The 19,477-nt window shown below is 35.9% G+C and carries 9 protein-coding genes; all 9 read right to left on the bottom strand.

Annotated features, from left to right (window positions below; all coding sequences use genetic code 11):
* Positions 1-329: 329 nt before the first annotated feature.
* Positions 330-3,059 (bottom strand): alpha-d-galacturonidase, encoded by a 2,730-nt coding sequence (locus B3C18_RS15165; RefSeq protein WP_291148268.1) that lies wholly within the window; start codon positions 3,057-3,059, stop codon positions 330-332.
* A gap of 198 nt (positions 3,060-3,257) precedes the next feature.
* A complete protein-coding gene (locus B3C18_RS15170; protein ID WP_291148271.1) occupies positions 3,258-4,142 on the bottom strand; it encodes a sugar phosphate isomerase/epimerase family protein in 885 nt (294 codons plus the stop codon).
* 95 nt (positions 4,143-4,237) lie between these two features.
* Complete coding sequence (locus tag B3C18_RS15175; RefSeq protein WP_291148274.1) at positions 4,238-5,383, bottom strand: sialidase family protein; 1,146 nt, start codon at positions 5,381-5,383, stop codon at positions 4,238-4,240.
* A 143-nt stretch (positions 5,384-5,526) separates the two neighbouring features.
* Entirely contained in the window at positions 5,527-8,277 is a 2,751-nt protein-coding gene (locus B3C18_RS15180; protein WP_291148277.1) for a glycoside hydrolase family 78 protein, read from the bottom strand.
* 170 nt (positions 8,278-8,447) lie between these two features.
* Entirely contained in the window at positions 8,448-10,016 is a 1,569-nt protein-coding gene (locus B3C18_RS15185) for an MGH1-like glycoside hydrolase domain-containing protein (protein ID WP_291148280.1), read from the bottom strand.
* A gap of 220 nt (positions 10,017-10,236) precedes the next feature.
* Complete coding sequence (locus B3C18_RS15190) at positions 10,237-12,687, bottom strand: glycoside hydrolase family 95 protein (protein ID WP_291148284.1); 2,451 nt, start codon at positions 12,685-12,687, stop codon at positions 10,237-10,239.
* Between the two features lie 165 nt (positions 12,688-12,852).
* Positions 12,853-14,271, bottom strand: coding sequence for an acetylxylan esterase (locus tag B3C18_RS15195; protein WP_291148286.1), 1,419 nt, complete (start codon positions 14,269-14,271; stop codon positions 12,853-12,855).
* A 304-nt stretch (positions 14,272-14,575) separates the two neighbouring features.
* Positions 14,576-17,347 carry a glycoside hydrolase family 78 protein gene (locus B3C18_RS15200; protein ID WP_291148289.1) on the bottom strand — a complete coding sequence of 924 codons (2,772 nt, stop codon included), beginning with the start codon at positions 17,345-17,347 and terminating at the stop codon, positions 14,576-14,578.
* Positions 17,348-17,560: 213 nt separating this feature from the next.
* Positions 17,561-19,444 (bottom strand): exo-alpha-sialidase, encoded by a 1,884-nt coding sequence (locus B3C18_RS15205; protein WP_291148291.1) that lies wholly within the window; start codon positions 19,442-19,444, stop codon positions 17,561-17,563.
* Positions 19,445-19,477 lie beyond the last annotated feature (33 nt).

The raw sequence follows: 19,477 nt of genomic DNA on the forward strand, positions 1-19,477 counted from the left end.
GGTTTTTAAAACCTTGTAGGTTTAACTTTTATATTTAATTCACAAAGTTTGTCATTTCGACGGAGGAGAAATCTTCGCAAATAACTCCGCATAGAAATGTTGCCAATCTTTGTAGAGTTTCTTGTGGAGATCCCTCGTTCCTCGGGATGACAAGATTGTGTTTATACTTTGCGAGCAAACCTGACGGGTTTTAAAAACCCGTCAGGTTTAACTCAACGCTTAGTTTGCGTGAGGGATGGTAGTGGAGCTCTTTTTTGAGGCAATTTTTCTTTGCCTCAAAAAAAGCGGGAACGTACAGCCCGACCCGAAGGGACACGCCCAAATCATTCTTAATAAAACAGCCAGTCAATAGCTGCTTTTTCTCCTGCATCGATATACCCAACATCACGCGGCGTGATAGTTTGATCTGCATCTATAAAACCTAAAATCAATACTTTTCCTTTTCCTAAATCTAATTTATTATCACCCGGCTGAAACGTATAAGTATGAATATTTACACGCGGAAGCTCTTTTAAATTCATTGCACTTGCCAAAATAACTTCGGCTTGACCGTTTGCATTTCCTGCTGCATCGGTTTCTAAACTTGGCGGCAACAAAAATCTCTTTTGATCTGAATTGAAATATCCAACCACTAATTTAACCGCTTTTGTGTTCTTAAACTTCAAATGTGTTCCTTTTTCGTTTTGATCGTTTTCTACTAACGAATATCCTCTCAAATTTTGAAGTTCAGGAGCAATTTTAGTTAACTCAGAAATATCTGTTCCGTACACTTTTGTTCCTGTTTTAACTAAATAAGTTCCAGGTTTTTCGTCAATAAAAGTTACTTCAGCTGGTTTCCACGGTTTTCCTTCTTTGGTTTCAATTTTTCCGTCTTTTGAAGATTTTAATTTCTCCAAATTTCTTTTAAAATTAGCCAATTCACGCTCATAATGCGGTAATAATTCAGCCCAAGTTTTGTTATTTCCGTCGTCTCCTCCAATTGGGATTCTACGTTGAGCCGTCTGCATACTGTTGGCATAATAATACGTATCTTTTGTTAAGTTTACCAATAATTCGTAATACTCGATACTCTTCTCTAAATGAGGCATGGCTTTATCTAAATCGGTAATGTCGTTTGAATAACTGTATCTTAAAACCAATAAAGCTGCTTTTACTTTTTCTGAGAAGAAATCGGCGAAAGCCTTATACGCATACATATCATTTTTAAGACGTGTAAATTCTTCTTTCTCTTTCGTTACACTTGCTTCGGCTTTGTCGATGGCTTCAACCGCTAATCTTCCGTGTTCTGTAATTTCAGCAATAATCTGAGTTGGAAGTTCGCCAGAATGCGGTTCTTTATTCCATTCTTTTTTAGAATATTCTAAAAGTAATTCACCCGCTGGTCCGCAAGATTCGTGGAATCCTGGATAAACTCTCCATTTTGACGGATTTACCAATTGGCTTTCGAACATTCCTAACAATAAAGTTTGACGGTTTCCTTCTGTGATTCCGAAACGTCTTAATGTTTTTGGAGCAATTTCTCCCGTTTCTTCGTACGCTTTTAAAATGTTATTTGCTGCTTCTTGAGTAGTTCCGAATTTTGCAGCTAAATCATTATCCCAGAATTTAACTTCTTCGTTTCGATCTCTTTTGCTGTCCCACGCGTATCTTGCCCAAGCCTTGTACCAAATCCAGTCGCGATCCATTTCTAATAAACGTTCTCCTGATTTCGTTTTATCTGCCGAATATGGCCAATCCCAATACGAAGCTTGCGGATATAAATGCAGTGCATTTGCACCGTGAACGCTGTGCATTGCTTTTACCGTTTTCTGGATAAAATCTGGTGAACCGTATCTAAAAGGTTCTAAGTTTGCCAAAATATGAACGTTTTCAATATGAATTGATTTAAGAGCACTCAATTGTTTGTGCGTTTCTCCCCAAGGCCCGCCCGGCGTGTAAGTCGTTAAAGATTCTCCTGTATATTTACTTTCTGTATATAAGTTTTTGTATAATGGAAGTGATTTTTCCATTACCAAAGGCCCGTCTGTATCGTGAGAACGAAGTATAATTGGCGGTTCTTCTGTTTTTCCTAATGCCTGTAAACCATCACGAACACCCGGAATAATCGTTTTGGTAAACCATTCTACATCATCATCAACGGTGTTGATTGCTTCTCCCAAACAAACCATTAATCCAACGTTTGGATATTTTTCGATAAAAGCAGCAATAGATTTTCTCGTATAATCTGAAAGTAATGGCGTAATTGGACGCGAACGATCCTGAGTTTTAATGTTGTAATGCTCTGCAAAAGGCTTAGAAACAATAATATTATAAAACATCTGAATGACCCAGATTCCGCGTTTGTTCGCTTCAACCGTTAAGAATTTATAGATTTCCTCATTCTTTTTGAAATCTTCATCGCTTACTTCTACGGCAAACGGATAATCTTTTAATTTTACTAAAGATGCAAAAGGATGACCGTTCCATAAGTACAAAGAGTTCATGCGGTTTTCTACCAGCATATCCAAATACTTTATCCATAAAGCTTTATCATAAAACCATGGAAAAGTTTCGGGCGTATATGGATATTCGTAAACATCACGTCCTGGAAGATAAACGGGTTTTTGCATTCCGATACAAGCTCCTCTTAAAGCCATTTCCGGACTGTCTTCAATATTTATTTCTGAAGGAAGCTGACCTGAATTTTTAATATGATCTGTTAATTCTAAAGCTCCATACAAAGCTCCGCTGGCGTCTGTTCCTTCAATATAAATGATATTTTTTTGAGTACGAATTTGAAAACCTTCTTTCTTCGTCAATTTACTGTCATCGATTTTGGCGCTCTTAGTATTTTGTTTCCAAAAATCAGTTCCTTTTTCTCCAATAACAATTACCTGATCTTTTGATTTTTTAAGTTTATCCGAAGAAGTTACGCTGAATCCTTTTGACGAAAGGGTTTCTGATAATTTCTCTGCTCCAAATTTTGCTCTCGGCGAGCTCAAATCACTAATTATAGTGATATTTTGTGCCGATGCAAAAGAGACATAAAAACATAAAAAAAGTAATTGTAAATATTTCATGGTATGCTGTTTTTGGTATTCTTTTAAAAAATAATCTGCTAAATCTGCTTATATCTATAAAATCTGCGTGAAATCTTTTGCACGCAGATCAGGCAGATTTAAGCAGATCATTTTTTGATTTTTTTGCCACAGATTAAAAAGATTTCCACAGATTAAAAAAAATCATTTTAATCATTTTAATCTGTGGCTATAATAAAATTAATTCTGAAAAAATTTCTTCAAATAAGCCACATTTGCTCCATAATTGGCTTTTACATTATGGACTTGTGTTACGTCACGTGAACGTTCTACAATAAGCCATCCACTCCATTTCATTTCATCTAGCGTTTGTTTGATTTTTGGCATATCGATCGCTTTGTCATTTTCTAACCAAAACTGATCGGTATTGGAAGCGTGAATCTGAGCTAAATATTTCTTTCCTAATATTTTCAATTCAGATGAAATATCTCTTTTATTATCTAAAGCATTGGCAAAATTGAAAGAGCTTTTAATGTATTTTGATCCAACTTCTTCCAAAAGTTTTTTCTCCTCAGTCGCGTTCAAAGAAGTTTCGATCGCGATAATTCCACCAATCTTCCCAACTTCTTTTCCTGCCCATTGCAATCTCTTAATAACTTCTGGACGTAATTCTGGATTTTTAACCAAATCTGTCTGCGTTCCTAATGGCAAATAAGCCACTTTTACTTTCATATTTTTCATCGCCTTAATACAGTCATTAATCATGGGCGTAATTTCTCTTGTAGCAAAAGATTGCGCATAAAACCCAGACATAGCGATTGAACTAATTCCAACGCCTGTTTCTTTAGATTTATCTAAGAACTTTTGTCTTTCTACAGGATCGCCCAATTTGCTGTCAAAAGTTGGACGAGTTCCTAAACCTCCCATGTCCAGTTCGATTCCGTCAGCTTTTAATTCAGCTGCTAAACCAAAAGCGCCTAATTTTTGTCTTTTTAAAATCATCCAGTCACAAACTGCAACTTTATATTTTTGTTTTTTGTTTGAAGATTGAGCTGTTACACAACTGTTGAATGTTGTTGACATAACAACAAGCATTGTAATAAATAAATTTCTTTTAGATTTCATTGTTTATATTTTTTTGCCACGAATTGCACAAATTTTCACGAATTAGTATTAGAAAAAATTCGTGGAAATTCGTTAAATTAGTGGCGAACTTTTCTTTACTCTTCTTCTGCTTTTACTGCTGTAACTACCTTTCCTTCGTCGCCTGGCCAGATTCCGTTTTTGATTGGAAGTGCAACCAATTTACTTGGATCGATTTTTACGTATTTCAGTTTTTCTCTTCTCCAAGTGTAAACAATATGAACCATTCCATCAGAACTTTGAATTATGGATGGATATGAATATTGACTAATTTTTGAATCTTCTAAAACTAAAGTTGCATTCCAATTAATTCCGTCTTTAGAAACCGAAACATTTAAAGGTGTTCTTGGCCCTTTTGCTTCTTTTCCCGGAGGAAGCACGTGATTGTAAACTAACAAATGTCTTCCATCTTTTAACGTTACAGCATCTGTTCCTGAGTTGTTATTTGGAAGTCCGATTAACTCTACATCCGACCACGTTTTTCCGTTGTCTTTTGAGAATGTGCTGAAAATAGCTCTGTTTCTAGTTCTTCCGATAGCCTGAATACTTCCGTCTTTATGAAATAATATACTTGGCTGAATCGCATTGATTTTTTGTTTTCCTCTTGGAAGTGTATCATCCATTACCCAGGTTTTTCCGAAATCTGGAGTAGATTCCATACGAAGTCTCCAGCCGTCGCCTTCGATACTTGACGGACATAATAATGTTCCGTTGCTTAATAAAACAGGCTTGTTTTTGATTGGCCCTAAGAAACCGTCTGGCATTTTTTGAGCCTCAGACCAAGTTTTTCCGCCATCAGATGAAGTTCTGATTACGCCCCACCATTCTGATGGTTTTGGTCCGATTTTGTAGAATAACATTAAATCTCCACCCGGAATCTGATATAAAACAGGATTCCAAGTTGGTAATCTCGGCCCTTCTTTCATCACGCCATCGGCTACTTTTACGCCTTCGCCCCATTTATCACTTCCTTTCGGTTTGATTGCTACATAAATACAAACGTCAGGATGTCTTTCATGAGTTCCTCCAAACCAAGATGAAACTAAATCGCCATTTGTTGCTTCGACAATTGTAACGGCATGGCAAGACGGATAAGGCGCTTTATCATAAATAAATTCATCTACCAAAATCCCCTCTTTCCATGTCTTTTTTTCTAAAGCCGATTTACAACTTCCTAAAAAGAAAAGTCCAAACAAGACAAATATCAATTTTATTATTCTCATTTTTAATTTTATTATGAATTAAAATTTTTGATTATAAATACATTACTAATAATTTTTCGCACAAAATTATTTAATAAATGTAAAAATGACACTAAAAAACTAAAGATGTATCCTGTACTGTCCCGAATTATTGAAAATGCTGACTATTTAACGTTTAAAATATAAGAACCTGATGAAAGTGTAATAACTAGATTACTTTTTTCTGTTTTATAAGAATGCGAAGTTTTATCTAATTTTTGTTTATCAATTGAAACAGCTGAAATATCAGTTGTTGGAAGATAAACAACAGCAGAAGTATTTGCCGGAATGGTAATATTCCAAACCAAAGCTTTTTTGTCTTTTTTCCAATCGCTTTTAATTGTTCCGTAAATCGATTCGTAAGAAGCATTTACATAAGCTAATCCCGCATTAAAATCTGGTTTCATGATAATTTGTTTAAAACCCGGAGTTTGAGGATTGCTCTTAATTCCTGCCATATTTTCGTAATACCAAATCAATAAATCGCCTAAAAGCATTACGTGATTTTGTGAATTCATTGCCGGATCGGCAGTATTTCCGTTCCAAAGTTCCCAAATTGTAGTTGCACCGTTTTCGACCATATAACCCCAACTTGGATAGGTTTTATTTGAAGCTAATTTGAAAGCTAAATCACCACGTCCAAAATTGGTTAAGGTTCGCATCAAAAACTGAGTTCCAATTACGCCTGTACTTACATGACCGTTTTTAGTTACTTCAACTTCATGCACTAAATTTTCAAAGACTTTTTGCTGTAATTCTTCTGGAACCATTCCGAAAGTCAAAGGCAGTAAATTGGCTGTTACCGTATTATTAGCATAATTATTTTTTGCTGTATTAAAATATTTAACATTAAATGCTTTTTTGATTCTTGACGCTAATTCGTCATAATGTTTAATATCAGTTTGTGCATTGGCAATTACAGCAAAATTTTTCATGATGTTTAAAAGCTGATAATAAAATGCACTCGAAATCAATTCTCCATCGGTTAAACGAGAAGGATCTTTCGAACGGATTAATTCCAATGATTCTGGCGGAACGCACCAGTCGCCATATTTATCTTTGGTCATAATATCATCAACCAGATAATTTTCTTCCATATAATCCATCCATTTTTTCATAGACGGATATTGTTTTTGCACTACTTTTTTGTCTCCAAATTGTTGATACAGCATATCGGCAACTGTAATATAGGTTCCCGGCCAGGTTACATTATCGCCGTAATAACGCCAAAATGCAGGTGCAACATCTGGAAGTCCGCCATCAATGGTTTGAGCATTTCTAATATCATCTAACCATTTGGCATATAAAGTCTGATTATCAAACAAAAAACTTTCTCCGTAAGCTCCCGTTGTTCTGTCTCCCAACCAAGGTTGACGCTCATTTCGTTGCGGGCAATCGATTGGCATTCCTTTATAATTCCCGCTGATTCCCCACCAGGCATTCTTAAAAATCTGATTCATAATTGGATTCGAAGAATCAAAAGTTCCTGTTGTAGCGATATCATCGTAAACGACTTTTCCAACGAAATTTTCTAAAGTCGGTTTTGTTTTGAAACCTGAAATTTCTACAAATCGGAATCCGTGAAAAATAAATCGAGGTTCCCAAACTTCTTCGCCTTCTCCTTTTAAAGTATAAATATCTGTTGTTTTGGCATCACGCAAATTGGCAATGTATAACGAACCGTCTGGTTGTAAAGATTCAGCAAATTTCATAGTGATTTTATCTCCCACATTTCCTTTTACTTTCAATTGTAACCAGCCCACCATATTTTGTCCCATATCTAAGATATAAGTTCCTTTTACAGTTTGTTTAATTGAAATCGGTTTTACTTCACGTTTTACCTTCATATTCGCCGACATCTGCCCTTCGTAGAATCCGCCCGGTTCCTGCACATATTCTGCCGAAAACCATTTTTTATCATTAAAATTAATGGTATTCCAGCCTTTCATTTCTTTACGGGCATCGTATTCTTCGCCGTCGTATTCGTTGTTTGATAAAATTGGGCCGTCGGTTGTAACTTTCCAAGTGTCGTCGGTGCGAATAACATCTTTACTTCCATCAGTATATTCTACAAATAATTGCAAAGCCATTTTCGGATATCCGAATGTTTTGATTTTATAAGGTTTATAATCCTGACGCATGGTGAAAAAACGTCCGTTTCCTAAAATCGTTCCCAATACATTTTTACCTTCCTGCAATTGTGAAGTCACATCAAAAACATTGTATTTTATATTCTTCGTATAATCGGTAGGAACGGGAGCCAAAACCTGATCACCAATTTTATTTCCGTTAATGTATAACTCGTACAAGCCCATTCCCATAATATAGACTTTGGCACTTTTGACTTTCTTTTTTAAATCAATTTCTTTACGTAAATATCTAGCAGATAATCTGGAATACTGCGAAATACTATCTCCCGGAGAAGCCTTTTCATATCCAATCCAGCGTGTCGATTTCCATTCAGAATAAGTTAAAACACCAATGCTGAAATGTGCCAATTCTGTCGATTTTACTTCGCCTTTATTGGTAAAAACAATAACTTTCCAGTAAATGTCTTGCCTGTCATTTAGTTTTTTTCCATTATAAATCACATTTACAGATTCATCACTTTGCACTTTTCCGCTGTCCCATAAATCTGCATTTCCTGCATTTAGTTTTTCTAAAGAGGAAGATGCTAAAATTTGATAATGAGTTTGTTTTACATCATTTACACTTTCTTTTATTTTCCAACTCAATCTTGGCTGTAAAACATCAATTCCTTCCGGATTAGTCAGCATTTCGCACTTTAAATCACTTACAATAATTTTATTTTGGGCTTTCGCCGAAATGATGAAAAGTGAAATGATTAAGGTAAGATGTAAAAAAAACTTTTTCATAGTATTATTTTAAGCGTAATGATAGGCTGGTGAATTATTTGCCCACTGATTTTACTGGTTTAAACGGGTGCACACAGATTTTTTATTCTCATTTATTCATAATTAAAAGTTAGGAAAAAAACATCAGTGCAAACCAGTTCAATCCGTCAAACCCGTGGGCCAAAAAAACTTTACTCAGAAACCAACTTCTCCAATTTCTCAGAAAAAGCAATTTCTTTTCCGTTTTTAAAGATTCTGAATCCTTTACCTTTTTTATATTTTTCTCCAGTTTTATCCCAAAGAATCGTAATAATATTGCCGTGATATAAAACATTATCCAAACAAAACCAATCCCATTTTTCTTGCGGAATTAACGGATTTACTTCTATTTTTTCATCAGCTCTTGGGCGCAAACCAACCAATCCGGTAATCACCAAATCATTAAACGTGGAATGATTATAATAACGGCTTCTTTCTCTGTCGCCCATTAGCCAATATCCCGTTGTTTCGTCTAAATATTCTCCTAAATATGGTTTTCCATGAAAATATTGCGATTCAACATACAAGCTCATTTGTTTGAAATAATCGGTTTTCGCAACATAATTCTGATTGTAATTATTCAAAACATTCGCTAAAGCCGTTAACGTCTGCGAACTTGCAAAAGGCCAAATTGCACCGTCCCATTCACAGGTTCCGGTTCCGTGTGTTCTAAAACGCGGGCTTCTTCTTTCAGCCGTTGTCAAACCAAATGGAGCCGAAAATCCTTTTTCATCTTTAATTTGCTCCCAGGCTTTTTCAAAACCTTTATTTTGTTCCGGCAGATTAAAATACCACGGAATAAATCCAATCGCTTCTCTAACTTGTGCTAATGTATCTTTTTCTGTAAAGGTCTCAAAAAATTCACTTTTCGGATTCCATAATTTCGTTTCTACTAATTGCTGTAAAACAGCAGCTCTAGCTTTGAACACTATTTCTCCTGCTTTATCGCCTTTCATAGCCGCCATTTTAGACAACGCTACTGCATTTCCAAACATATAACTATTAATTGTTGGACGGGCATTTCTAAATTTTCTAGCTCCGCTAAGCGATTCTTCCATTCCGTCTTTTACATCATACTGCCAAAACAAACCATCTTTTCGTTGTCTGTCTTCTTCCCAAGCTATATATTCTGCAAATAAATCAGGATACATATCCAATAAAAACTTTTCGTCTTTATTTACTAAATATCTATTATACAAAGCATAAGCCGTCCAACTGCTAAAAGTTCGCAATTTTTTCATTGGTTTACCATCATTCCCTCTAAACCATAAATGAACGTCCTGCTCAATATACTGCGGATCATGAACCCATCTAAATTCGTTAATATGATGCCCCAAAGCACAGCTAATCATATTATATTTATCAGCATAAGAACGATCAACCAAAAACTCGGTAATTGCAAATCCCTGCTGTGTATTTTTAATGTGTTTTCTCGCGCTCCACCATCTGAAATAATAAATTTCCTCAAAATTCTGCTGTGGACATTCAAACAACGGAATATTCTTTTCCATCCAAGTCCAGGCACTGTCATTCGGAATTGCAAACTTCAAATTTTCATCTTCCATTGTGTTGAAATAATCAACATAATGCTTGAAGTTCTCTTCTTTCAAAACAACCGATTTTCCTTTTTGAGAATACCCCACACTTGATTTACAACCACTGTTTATACAAGCGATTACTATTGAAAGTGTTATTATTTTATATTTGAAATGTTGTAACATATTCTAATTATTATTTTTAAAATTAATTCTTTGGGCGTGTCCCTTCGGGTCGTGCTGTCCGTTCCCGCTTCCCGATGAAAAATCGGGAGAGCTCCACTTCCATCACTCACGCAAGACACCTATACGTTTTCTCACTCCTGCAAGGTTTCAAAAACCTTGNNCAAGGTTTTTGAAACCTTGCAGGAAACGTATCGAGACCTGACAGGTTTAATTCGTTATCTTAATTCCCCGTAAAAGTATAAGTCTGCCCCGCTTTCATATTCACATCGTAAATACTATAATTTGGCAATTGTACTTTAGGCAATTTTGCTTCATTAGAAATAATCGGTTTCTTCACTTCTACATCGTAAAACAACGGATTCAGATTTTTTCCTTTTGCTTTTTTAAGCGAAGAACCTTTCAGCGTATTTTCTACTTTCAATCGACAGTTTCCACCAATTTTTGAATAGATTTTCAGCTCCGAAACTTTATTGTTTTTCCAGGTCATATCAATTACAAATCCACCTCTGGCAACCAAACCTTTTATACTTCCGTCTTTCCAAACACTTGGTAGTGCCGGCAATAAATGAATCGCATCTTCCTGACTCTGCATCAGCATTTCGGCAAAACCGGCTGTACAACCAAAATTACCATCAATTTGAAACGGCTGATGTGCATCTAACATATTCGGATACGTTCCGCCGCCTTTTCTTTGGTCTGCTGTTACCAAATGCAATTGATCCTGAATCAATTTATAAGCATGATTTCCGTCTAATAATCTCGCCCATAAATTTACTTTCCATCCCATTGACCAGCCTGTAGATTCATCTGTTCTGTAAATCAAAGATTGTTTAGCCGCTTCAAATAATTCAGGTGTTTTAATTGCCGAAATCTGATTACTCGGATACAATCCATACAAATGCGAAACATGTCGGTGATTGTCTTTTGGATTGTCCCAATCGTCCTGCCATTCTTGTAATTGATTGTGTTTCCCAACTTTCATTGGAGGCATTTTTGCCAAAGCATCGCTCACTTTTTTTACATAAGCAGCATCAGGTGAAACTAAAGCCGAAGCTTCCATAACATGCGTAAACAAATCAAAAACCAACTGATTATCCATTGTCGTTCCCGATGCAATTGTCGCTTTTCCTGTTCCGCCTGCATGTGTGTTTTCAGGTGAACTTGACGGAACAACGACTAAATATTTTGTGTTAGGATCTATAACCATAAAATCTAAAAAGAAATCGGCAGCACCTTTCATTATTGGATAAATTTCTGCTAAATACTTTTTATCTCCTGTGTATAAATATCTTTCCCATAAATCCTGACAAACCCAAGCACCGCCTGTCGGCCACATCCCCGAAGCTGCAGCATCTACCGGAGCGGTTACTCGCCAGATATCAGTATTGTGGTGCAAAACCCATCCGTTAGCATTGTACATCGTCTTAGCTGTTTCTGCACCAGTTACAGCTAACTCTTTTGCCATCTGAAGAAATGGTTCATGCATTTCCTGCAAATTGGTTACCTGTGCAGGCCAATAATTCATTTCGGCATTAATGTTTGTTGTGTATTTGCTGTCCCAAGGTGGAGTGACCATATCATTCCAAATTCCTTGTAAATTCGCTGGCTGTCCGCCCGGCTGTGAACTTGAAATTAAAAGATAACGCCCAAACTGGAAATATAACGAAGCCAATTGCGGATCGAATTGTTTCGAAAAATCCTTAATTCTTTCATTTGTTGGTTTATTAATCAAATTATTTGAACCTAAATCTAAAGAAACTCTGTTAAAAAACTTCTGATAATAATCAACATGAGATTTCTTAATCGTTTCAAAATCTTTTACTTCGGCTTTCGCCAAATAGTCTTTGCTTTTCGCAATTTCATCTCCCGAAATATCCTTATAATCTTTAAAACTGGTTGCAATAGAAATGTAAAAAGTCACTTCATCGGCTTTGTTAATGCTTAAAACTCCGTTGCTGGCATCAATCTCACCACCTTTATTTTTAGCCGATAATCGTCCCTGAAATTTTACTTTTCCTTTTACGCCTTCAAAATTACTTCCTAAACCCGAAAGTATAATCTGGTTTCCTTCTGTCGAAGCGACTGTTTTATCAATCGGACTGTTCATGAAAACATTACACGTAATCTGTCCCGGCTGACTTGCAGAAAGTTTTACCACGATTATCTGATCTGAAAATGCTGTTAGTATTTCTCGCGTAAATTCAACTCCGTTTACTTTGTATTTTACTTTCGCTGTAGCATTGCTGATGTCTAAATCACGGTAATAATCTGTATATTTTTGATGTCCTGCGAATGAAATATAAACGCTTCCAAAAGTCTGATATGGCATTCCGTCATTGGTTTGCGACATGATATCCTGTGTCGCTAAATCTTGTGCTTCGTCAAATTTTCCGTCAAAAATCAACTGACGAACAATCGGAAGTGCTTTTATCGATTTAGAATGCGCATTGCTGTTTGGAGAACCTGCCCAAATTGTTTCTTCATTCAATTGTAAACGTTCAACCGCAGGATCACCAAAAACCATAGCTCCCAAACGACCGTTACCCAAAGGCAAAGCTTCATTCCAGATTGCAGCTGGTTTATCGTACCATAATTTTAGGTCGGTTTGAGCTGTTGCTGTAAAGGAAAAAATTCCAAAACAGATCGACGTTATTTTATTTCTTAACTTCATAAATATATTTTTTTTTCTCCACGACCCAAGCGATAGCGAACAGGCGAAGCAATTACACGAATTTGCACTAATTTCTTTTTTAATTAAATAATCTGTGTAAATCATTTTAATCTGTGGCAGAAAAAAATAATTCGTGCAAATTCGTGTAATTCGTGGCAATCATTCTTATTTCTTAACCTCGTAAACTTTCAGATTTTTTTCTCCGAACATTTCATATAATTTGTTGATGTCTTTTAGAGCATTCGCAGGCAGTTTTTCACCTTTATCTCCAAAAACAAACAGCTTTTCTTTTGGCTCAATTACACAAGTCGATTCGTCGATTTCGCCTTTATCGTTCTTTACTTTATTTAAATCTAAGTTTAAATATTTCGCCATAAATGGATACAAAGCCATACGTTTCGAAATTCCGAAATCATGCCCTTCTTTCGCAAAATGAGCATTTTCAACTAAATCTTTCTTTCCGTATAATTCATATGTTCTTTGAATAAAAGGAAATTCCAATTCAGGAACTGCTAATGTCCAGTCTTTTCCGTCAGAAACGATTAATTGTGGTTTTGGCGCCATCATAGCTGAGATTTCCGCGTTGTTTGTTCCATTTCCGCAAAGATGAATTCCGCGTCCGCTTTCACATGGACAACCTCCTGAGAAATGAGAAGAAACCATTACAACCGGAGCCGAAACTTTTACTCTATCATCAATTGCAGCTAAAAACATGGTATGTGAACCACCGCCAGAACCTCCAGTGACACCAACTCTCGACATATCAGCATTTTTTACGGTTGCTAAATAATCCAATAAACGAATTCCAGTTAAAACCTGAACCGTCGATGCAATACTATTTCTATGCGTTTCTTCTGGAAATTGCAATAACGATTCTCCCCAAGCAAATAAATCATACGCCACGACAATTGCTCCCATTTTTGCCATGATTGCACATCTGTACTGCTCGTCTTTTCTGTATCTTCCATCTCCAAAATGTCCGTCAGGAGTTAAGATAACGGCTGCTTTTTTATTGAATGGATATGGTTTATAAATTGATCCTGTTGCATAAACACCCGGAAGGATTTCTAAAGCAATATTTTCAACACTGTAATCTTTATAAATTCTCTTTGGAGTTAAAAGTGGTTTAGATTTTGGCATTGGGGGAGCCTTATCTAATCCAAATGAGGTTATCATACAAGCTTTTAACTCCGTTTTACGTTTTTCCCATTCTTCTTTGGTCGAATAAAGACTTTCCAAATAAAACAAGCGTTCTTTTCCTTTATCGACTGAAACTTTATGGTTTTCATATTTACGAATAATGTAGGTTCCATCCGGCTGTTTGAAATACATCAATTCAAACGGAGCCAAAATATTAGTTAACGAAATTGCCAGATTTCCCGGTTCAATTCTCCAATCGGCATAATCGAGTTCTTTTCCTTTTAATAACCCCCTGTCGTCGTTGATCGTTACATTAAAAACAGTTTCTATTTTTTTTAGTGTTTCTGATACTGGTTTTCTAAAATTTGTATCTGAAGTGCTTTGCGCATTCGCAAATGTCAAAGCAAAGAATAAAATTACTGTATATATGTTTTTAATTTTCATTGTCTTTTGTGTTAAACTAGCTTAAAATTGAACGCTGATGGCACGGATTTACTTCGTAAAAACGCGGATAAAAGCTGATCTTTTTATTTTTTAAATTGCCTCCAGTTTTAACTGGAGGAAAATATTTTTGATTTCTACTTTGGCTTTAGCCTAACTTACTCATTTGGCTAAAGCCTTTTCTCTTGTCTTGTTTTCTTAAACCTCCAGTTAAAACTGGAGGCAATTCAATTTTACATTTTGAAATAGAAGAAAAAAATCCGTATAAATCCGCGTCTTTACGAAGTAAATCCGTGTCATCCGCGTTCTATAATTTGCATTCTATTGTATAAATACCAGATCCAAATTCCAAAACAGGCTTTTGAGCTTTTTCATCAAAACCTGTTTTCACTTTTTTATTATCAATTTTTATTTCTGAATTTTTAGCAACAGGCAATTTTATCGTTGCCGTTGTATTCACAGGAATCTCAACAGTCAGAATAAATTTGCCATCTTTTTTCTCCCACGAAGAAGCAATTTTTCCATAGACAGATTGATAATCCGCTTTCGCGAAAGTCATATCGCCAACCATTTCTGGTTGAATAAAGAAATGTTTGAATCCAGGTTTATCAGGATCAGACATAATTCCGGCCAAGCTTTGGTAAAACCATTCTTCAATTTGTCCTAACATAAAGTGATTCCAAGAATTTCCTTTTCTCGGATCCCATTGTTCGGTTAAAGTCGTCAAACCAAATTTAATCTGAAAACCATAACCCGGCGCATCGTAATGATTGTGCATTCTGAACATGGTTTCATTTTCTCCATTTCTTGCTAAAGCCTGAAACAAATAGCGATTTCCAACATCTCCTGTAGTTAATCGATCTCCTTTTTCTTTTATATCTGCTAATAAATTCTGCATTACAGCCTCTTTATACTGAGGTTCTACGATATCCATAAAAATCGGAACTGAGTTGCTAAACTGGCTGTTTGTTCCATATTGTTTGGTTTCAGCATTAAAAAACTTCGCATTGAAAGCTGTTTTAATTTCTGAGGCTAATGTTTCATACTTCTCAATATCTTCAGTTTTGCCTAATAATTTAGCTGCTTTTGCTACTAAATATGCCCCGTAATAATAATGTGAAGTCGCAGAAAGTGCAATTGGACTATTTTTAGAATATCCTGCTGCATGTGTTCCGTAATCGTACCAATCTCCTAATCCGTGCGATACAATATGATTTTCTGCTTTGGTTCCTAAGTAGTCCACGTAATTTTTCATTACAGGAAAATATTTTTCTAATAATGAAGCGTCTCCGTAATATTCATAATACATCCAAGGCAGAATTACGCCTGTTACACCCCATTCTGGAGAATCGGTGAAATCGCCACCAAAAATTACATATTCAGGAACAATAGTTGGAATTAAACCGTTATCATGTTGTGAATCAGAAATATTCTGCATCGTTGCAGGAAGGAAAGTCTGCAAGTTATAATTGAACATTAAACCTGGACCATTCAACTGAATCTCTTCCAGCCAACCTAATTTTTCACGTTGCGGACAATCGGTAAAAACACTTTGAAAATTACTTTTTATGGAGTTATTTATCAGCTCGTGTGTTTTATTGAAAATTTCATTTGAACAGGCAAAACTTCCTGCTTCCCCAGCCGAATTGTAAATGAAATTTGATTTTAAATCAACCAAAGTTGGAAGTGCTGCATTTTTAGCTTCTTTATAATTGATGTTTTCAATTTGAACATATTGATAGCCATAAAAACTGAATTTTGGCGTCCATTCTTCTGTTCCGTCTCCTTTTAAGGTGTAATCGTAATAATATGGTTTTCCTGATCTTCCCTGCGCAATTGTGCCTTCTTCATTTAATCCTTCAGCAACCCAAACACGAATTGTCTGTCCTTTTTTTCCTTTTACTTTGATCGTTGGAAATCCCGAAAGATTCTGCCCCATATCAAAAACATAGAAATTCGGTTTCAACTCTTTTACGGTTTTAACTTCATATTGTTTTTGAATCGTAACAGGCGGTGCAGTTTGCGGTCTTAAAACTCCTTTTGGCGCTTCCTGAATCACGACTTTTTTCCAATTCGAATCTTTGAAACCTTTACTGTTCCAGCCTTTTTGCTCTAAATTGGCATTGTAATCTTCTCCACCAAAAATACTATTGTACGTAATCGGGCTTTTGCTGTATTTCCAAGTTTCATCTGACTTTATAATTTCTTCTGAACCATCTTTATACTTGATTTTCATTTTAAAGAATAAAGTGGGCGGGCCAAAACTCACGAAGAATTTGGTATATCTTTCTGCCAGCGTATTATACATTCCGTTTCCTAAAAGAACACCAATTACGTTTTCACCTTTTTGAAGTTCTTTGGCGTTTAATTCGTAAATATTGTAATTAACCGTTTTGTCATAATCTGTCCACAAAGGCGCAAATTCGCTGTTTCCAACTTTTTTACTGTTAATCGTTAATTCGTAATGTCCTAAACCTGAAACATAAACAACAGCTTCTTTGATTTCTTTTTTTATTTCGAAAGGTTTACGAAGCATAATGCTTCTGCGTGACAATGAATCGGAAGCATTGATAAACGAATTCTTTTTTTCTCTATTGAAAGTAGCTGAATGATAATTTCGGCCTTCCGGCAGATGACTGTCTGCTTTGGTAATCGCTCCAATCCAAACCGGATTTAAATCTGATTCTAACGAAGCAGTTCTGAAAGAAGCAATTTTACTCCACTTAGAAACTTTTCCAATTTGATTCCAGACTTTTACTTTCCAGAAATATTTGGTCTCGTTTTTTAATGGATTTCCAATATAAGGAATCTGTAAATTTTTAAGTGAATTTACTCTTCCGCTGTTCCAGATATCGCCTTCGTCATTTTGTAGTTTTTCTTCTGAAGAAGCAATCAAAATAATGTAAGCAATTTGCGATGAATTGGATTCTTTTGAAACCAACTGCCAGCTAAATCTCGGCTGATTCTGAACTACGGCTAATGGATTTTCAGCCATTTCTGTTGTTAGATATACAGGTAAAATTTGTCCATTCGAGATGAAAGTGACTAAGAGTAATAATATGATTTTAAAATGCTTCATTTCTTATTGATTAGTACGCGGATGACACGGATTTACTTCGTAAAGACGCGGATAAAAACTGATTTTTTATTTCTTTAAAAATAAAATCCGTGTAAATCTGCGTCATCCGCGTTCTATTTTTTTTCGCCACGAATTACACAAATTTCACTAATTTTTAAATCAATAATTATCAAAATAATTCGTGACAATTCGTGCAATTCGTGGCAATATATTTTACAATTTCTTCGTAATCAACGATTGAATATTAAATACGGCTTCCGGGATTAATTTTCCGGTTTGGGGTAAATCATGATAATCGTCTGTATCGGGTTCTGTATCTGCATTTGGAGAATATCTTTGATCGCCTGTGCGGAACATAATACGCTCAAAACCGTCTACCGGAGCATAAAAAATTCTCGTTGATTCTTTTTCGTCGTTTACTTTTATTGTGTACGAACGGGTTTTAACGTTCAGTTTTACATTTACTTTATATTCTTTTCCGGCTTCATACTTTGTAACTCCGCCAAAACGAGCACCATTTTTTGCTTTTAATTGTCCATCTGAATCAAAAACCAATCTCACCGCTGGCAATCCTTGTTTATTTTGAAATTCAACCTGCAATAAACCATGATTATTTTGCTCTGGCTTTACGGTAAAAGTCACTTCCATTTTCTCTGCAAACGGAATAACACGTTCAGCACGGGCATAATCAAAATTATCCTGATCTCTTAATGTCAGCCATTTTTTACCATCAGCTTTCTTTTCGATTTTGGTGGAAGCCCAAGACAAATCATAGGTATTCCATAACTTTAATTCTTGTCCGTCCGGAAGATCATTAAAAATGTCATTTGCATTTTCTGTAACGACTGAAGTAACCGGAACCGGAATCGACGCTACCCAAATATCTTCTTTGTTCATACTGTAACTTACCCAAAGTTTTCCGTCAGGCGGAGTTCCGTCGCCTTCTGAAATTCCGCGAACGTATTGCGGGCCTGCTGATTTGTAGTTTCCACCATAACGCATCGGACTAATTTCTCCGTGAACCAATAATAAATCTTTGTAAGTCAAACCGTCATCACTTGTTGAAATAGCCAAAGGCCAGCGATATTCTGACGGATTATAAACTGTTGCATAACGGTTATCAGATGTTTTTTGTCCCCAGATTTTGGCATTGCTGTTTACAAAACCGGGAGCACGAAGCGGATTATATTCCCATGTTTTTCCGCCATCTTTACTGATTGAAGTTAAAGCGTGTTTCCATAAACCTACCACATTTCCGTTTGGTAACTGATATGAACTTAAAGCTTTATATGGCTTTTTTAACGGAATCAATTCATCATCACGATCGGCTTCTTCTACCCATTGCTGTAAAACTAATGGATCTGAAAGAATTTCTTCGCAGGCTTTTTTCAAACCTTTGTCTTTTGCTTGTGTATAAAAAGGAAAAGCCGATTTCGATTTGTCCCAAGATTTATTGTATCTGATGAAATAAATTTCGCCAAAACTTCCGTCTTTTTTGATTTCACGAATGACGCGTCCAATTCCTTTTCCATCGTTTGGATCATCTTTTTCATCCATTGCGATTCCGTAATAGGCCAAAGCATAAAGTCGTTTGTCTTTTGAAGTATAAAAACCCATTCTTTGGTGCATAATCGCATCCAGATTTTTGGCAACTCCTTCAACGCCTTCTTTTTTCCATCCGTCGGGAATATGATAGATTGGGAAAATTACTTTTGGCATTTTCCAGCTTACACCATCTTTAGAAGTCATAATCAAAGTCTGGCTCGGCGGAATATGTTCTCCTGCTGGATCACTTAAATATTGCAGGTAAAAAGTATCGTTCCAATATGCCATTGTAGGCTGGTGATTGTATGTCCATCCAAAACCATCTGCTTTTTCTGGGTGTTCACGACTTGCTCGCATAATCTGCGTAGCGTGAACGCCAACCGCCGGACTTAACTGTCCGTGGTGATAATCGACATTTGAAAGTGTTTTACCAACATAACGCACGGTATCGTTTTGTGCATTTACAGCTGTACAAGTCAAAAGAATTGTGGCTGTAATGATGTTAGTTTTTATGTTTTGGAAAGCAATCATGTTTTTTATTTTTTTTGCCACAGATTAAAAAGATTAAAAGGAATTTTCCTCTTT

The organism is Flavobacterium sp. UBA7680 (assembly GCF_002482975.1).
GTDB lineage: Bacteria > Bacteroidota > Bacteroidia > Flavobacteriales > Flavobacteriaceae > Flavobacterium.

Bases quoted from the DNA above. Each gene is read 5' to 3' on its own strand.
- B3C18_RS15185 (WP_291148280.1), bottom strand. From the start codon at position 10,016: ATGTTACAACATTTCAAATATAAAATAATAACACTTTCAATAGTAATC.
- B3C18_RS15165 (WP_291148268.1), bottom strand. From the start codon at position 3,059: ATGAAATATTTACAATTACTTTTTTTATGTTTTTATGTCTCTTTTGCA.
- B3C18_RS15195 (WP_291148286.1), bottom strand. From the start codon at position 14,271: ATGAAAATTAAAAACATATATACAGTAATTTTATTCTTTGCTTTGACA.
- B3C18_RS15200 (WP_291148289.1), bottom strand. From the start codon at position 17,347: ATGAAGCATTTTAAAATCATATTATTACTCTTAGTCACTTTCATCTCG.
- B3C18_RS15190 (WP_291148284.1), bottom strand. From the start codon at position 12,687: ATGAAGTTAAGAAATAAAATAACGTCGATCTGTTTTGGAATTTTTTCC.
- B3C18_RS15170 (WP_291148271.1), bottom strand. From the start codon at position 4,142: ATGAAATCTAAAAGAAATTTATTTATTACAATGCTTGTTGTTATGTCA.
- B3C18_RS15180 (WP_291148277.1), bottom strand. From the start codon at position 8,277: ATGAAAAAGTTTTTTTTACATCTTACCTTAATCATTTCACTTTTCATC.
- B3C18_RS15175 (WP_291148274.1), bottom strand. From the start codon at position 5,383: ATGAGAATAATAAAATTGATATTTGTCTTGTTTGGACTTTTCTTTTTA.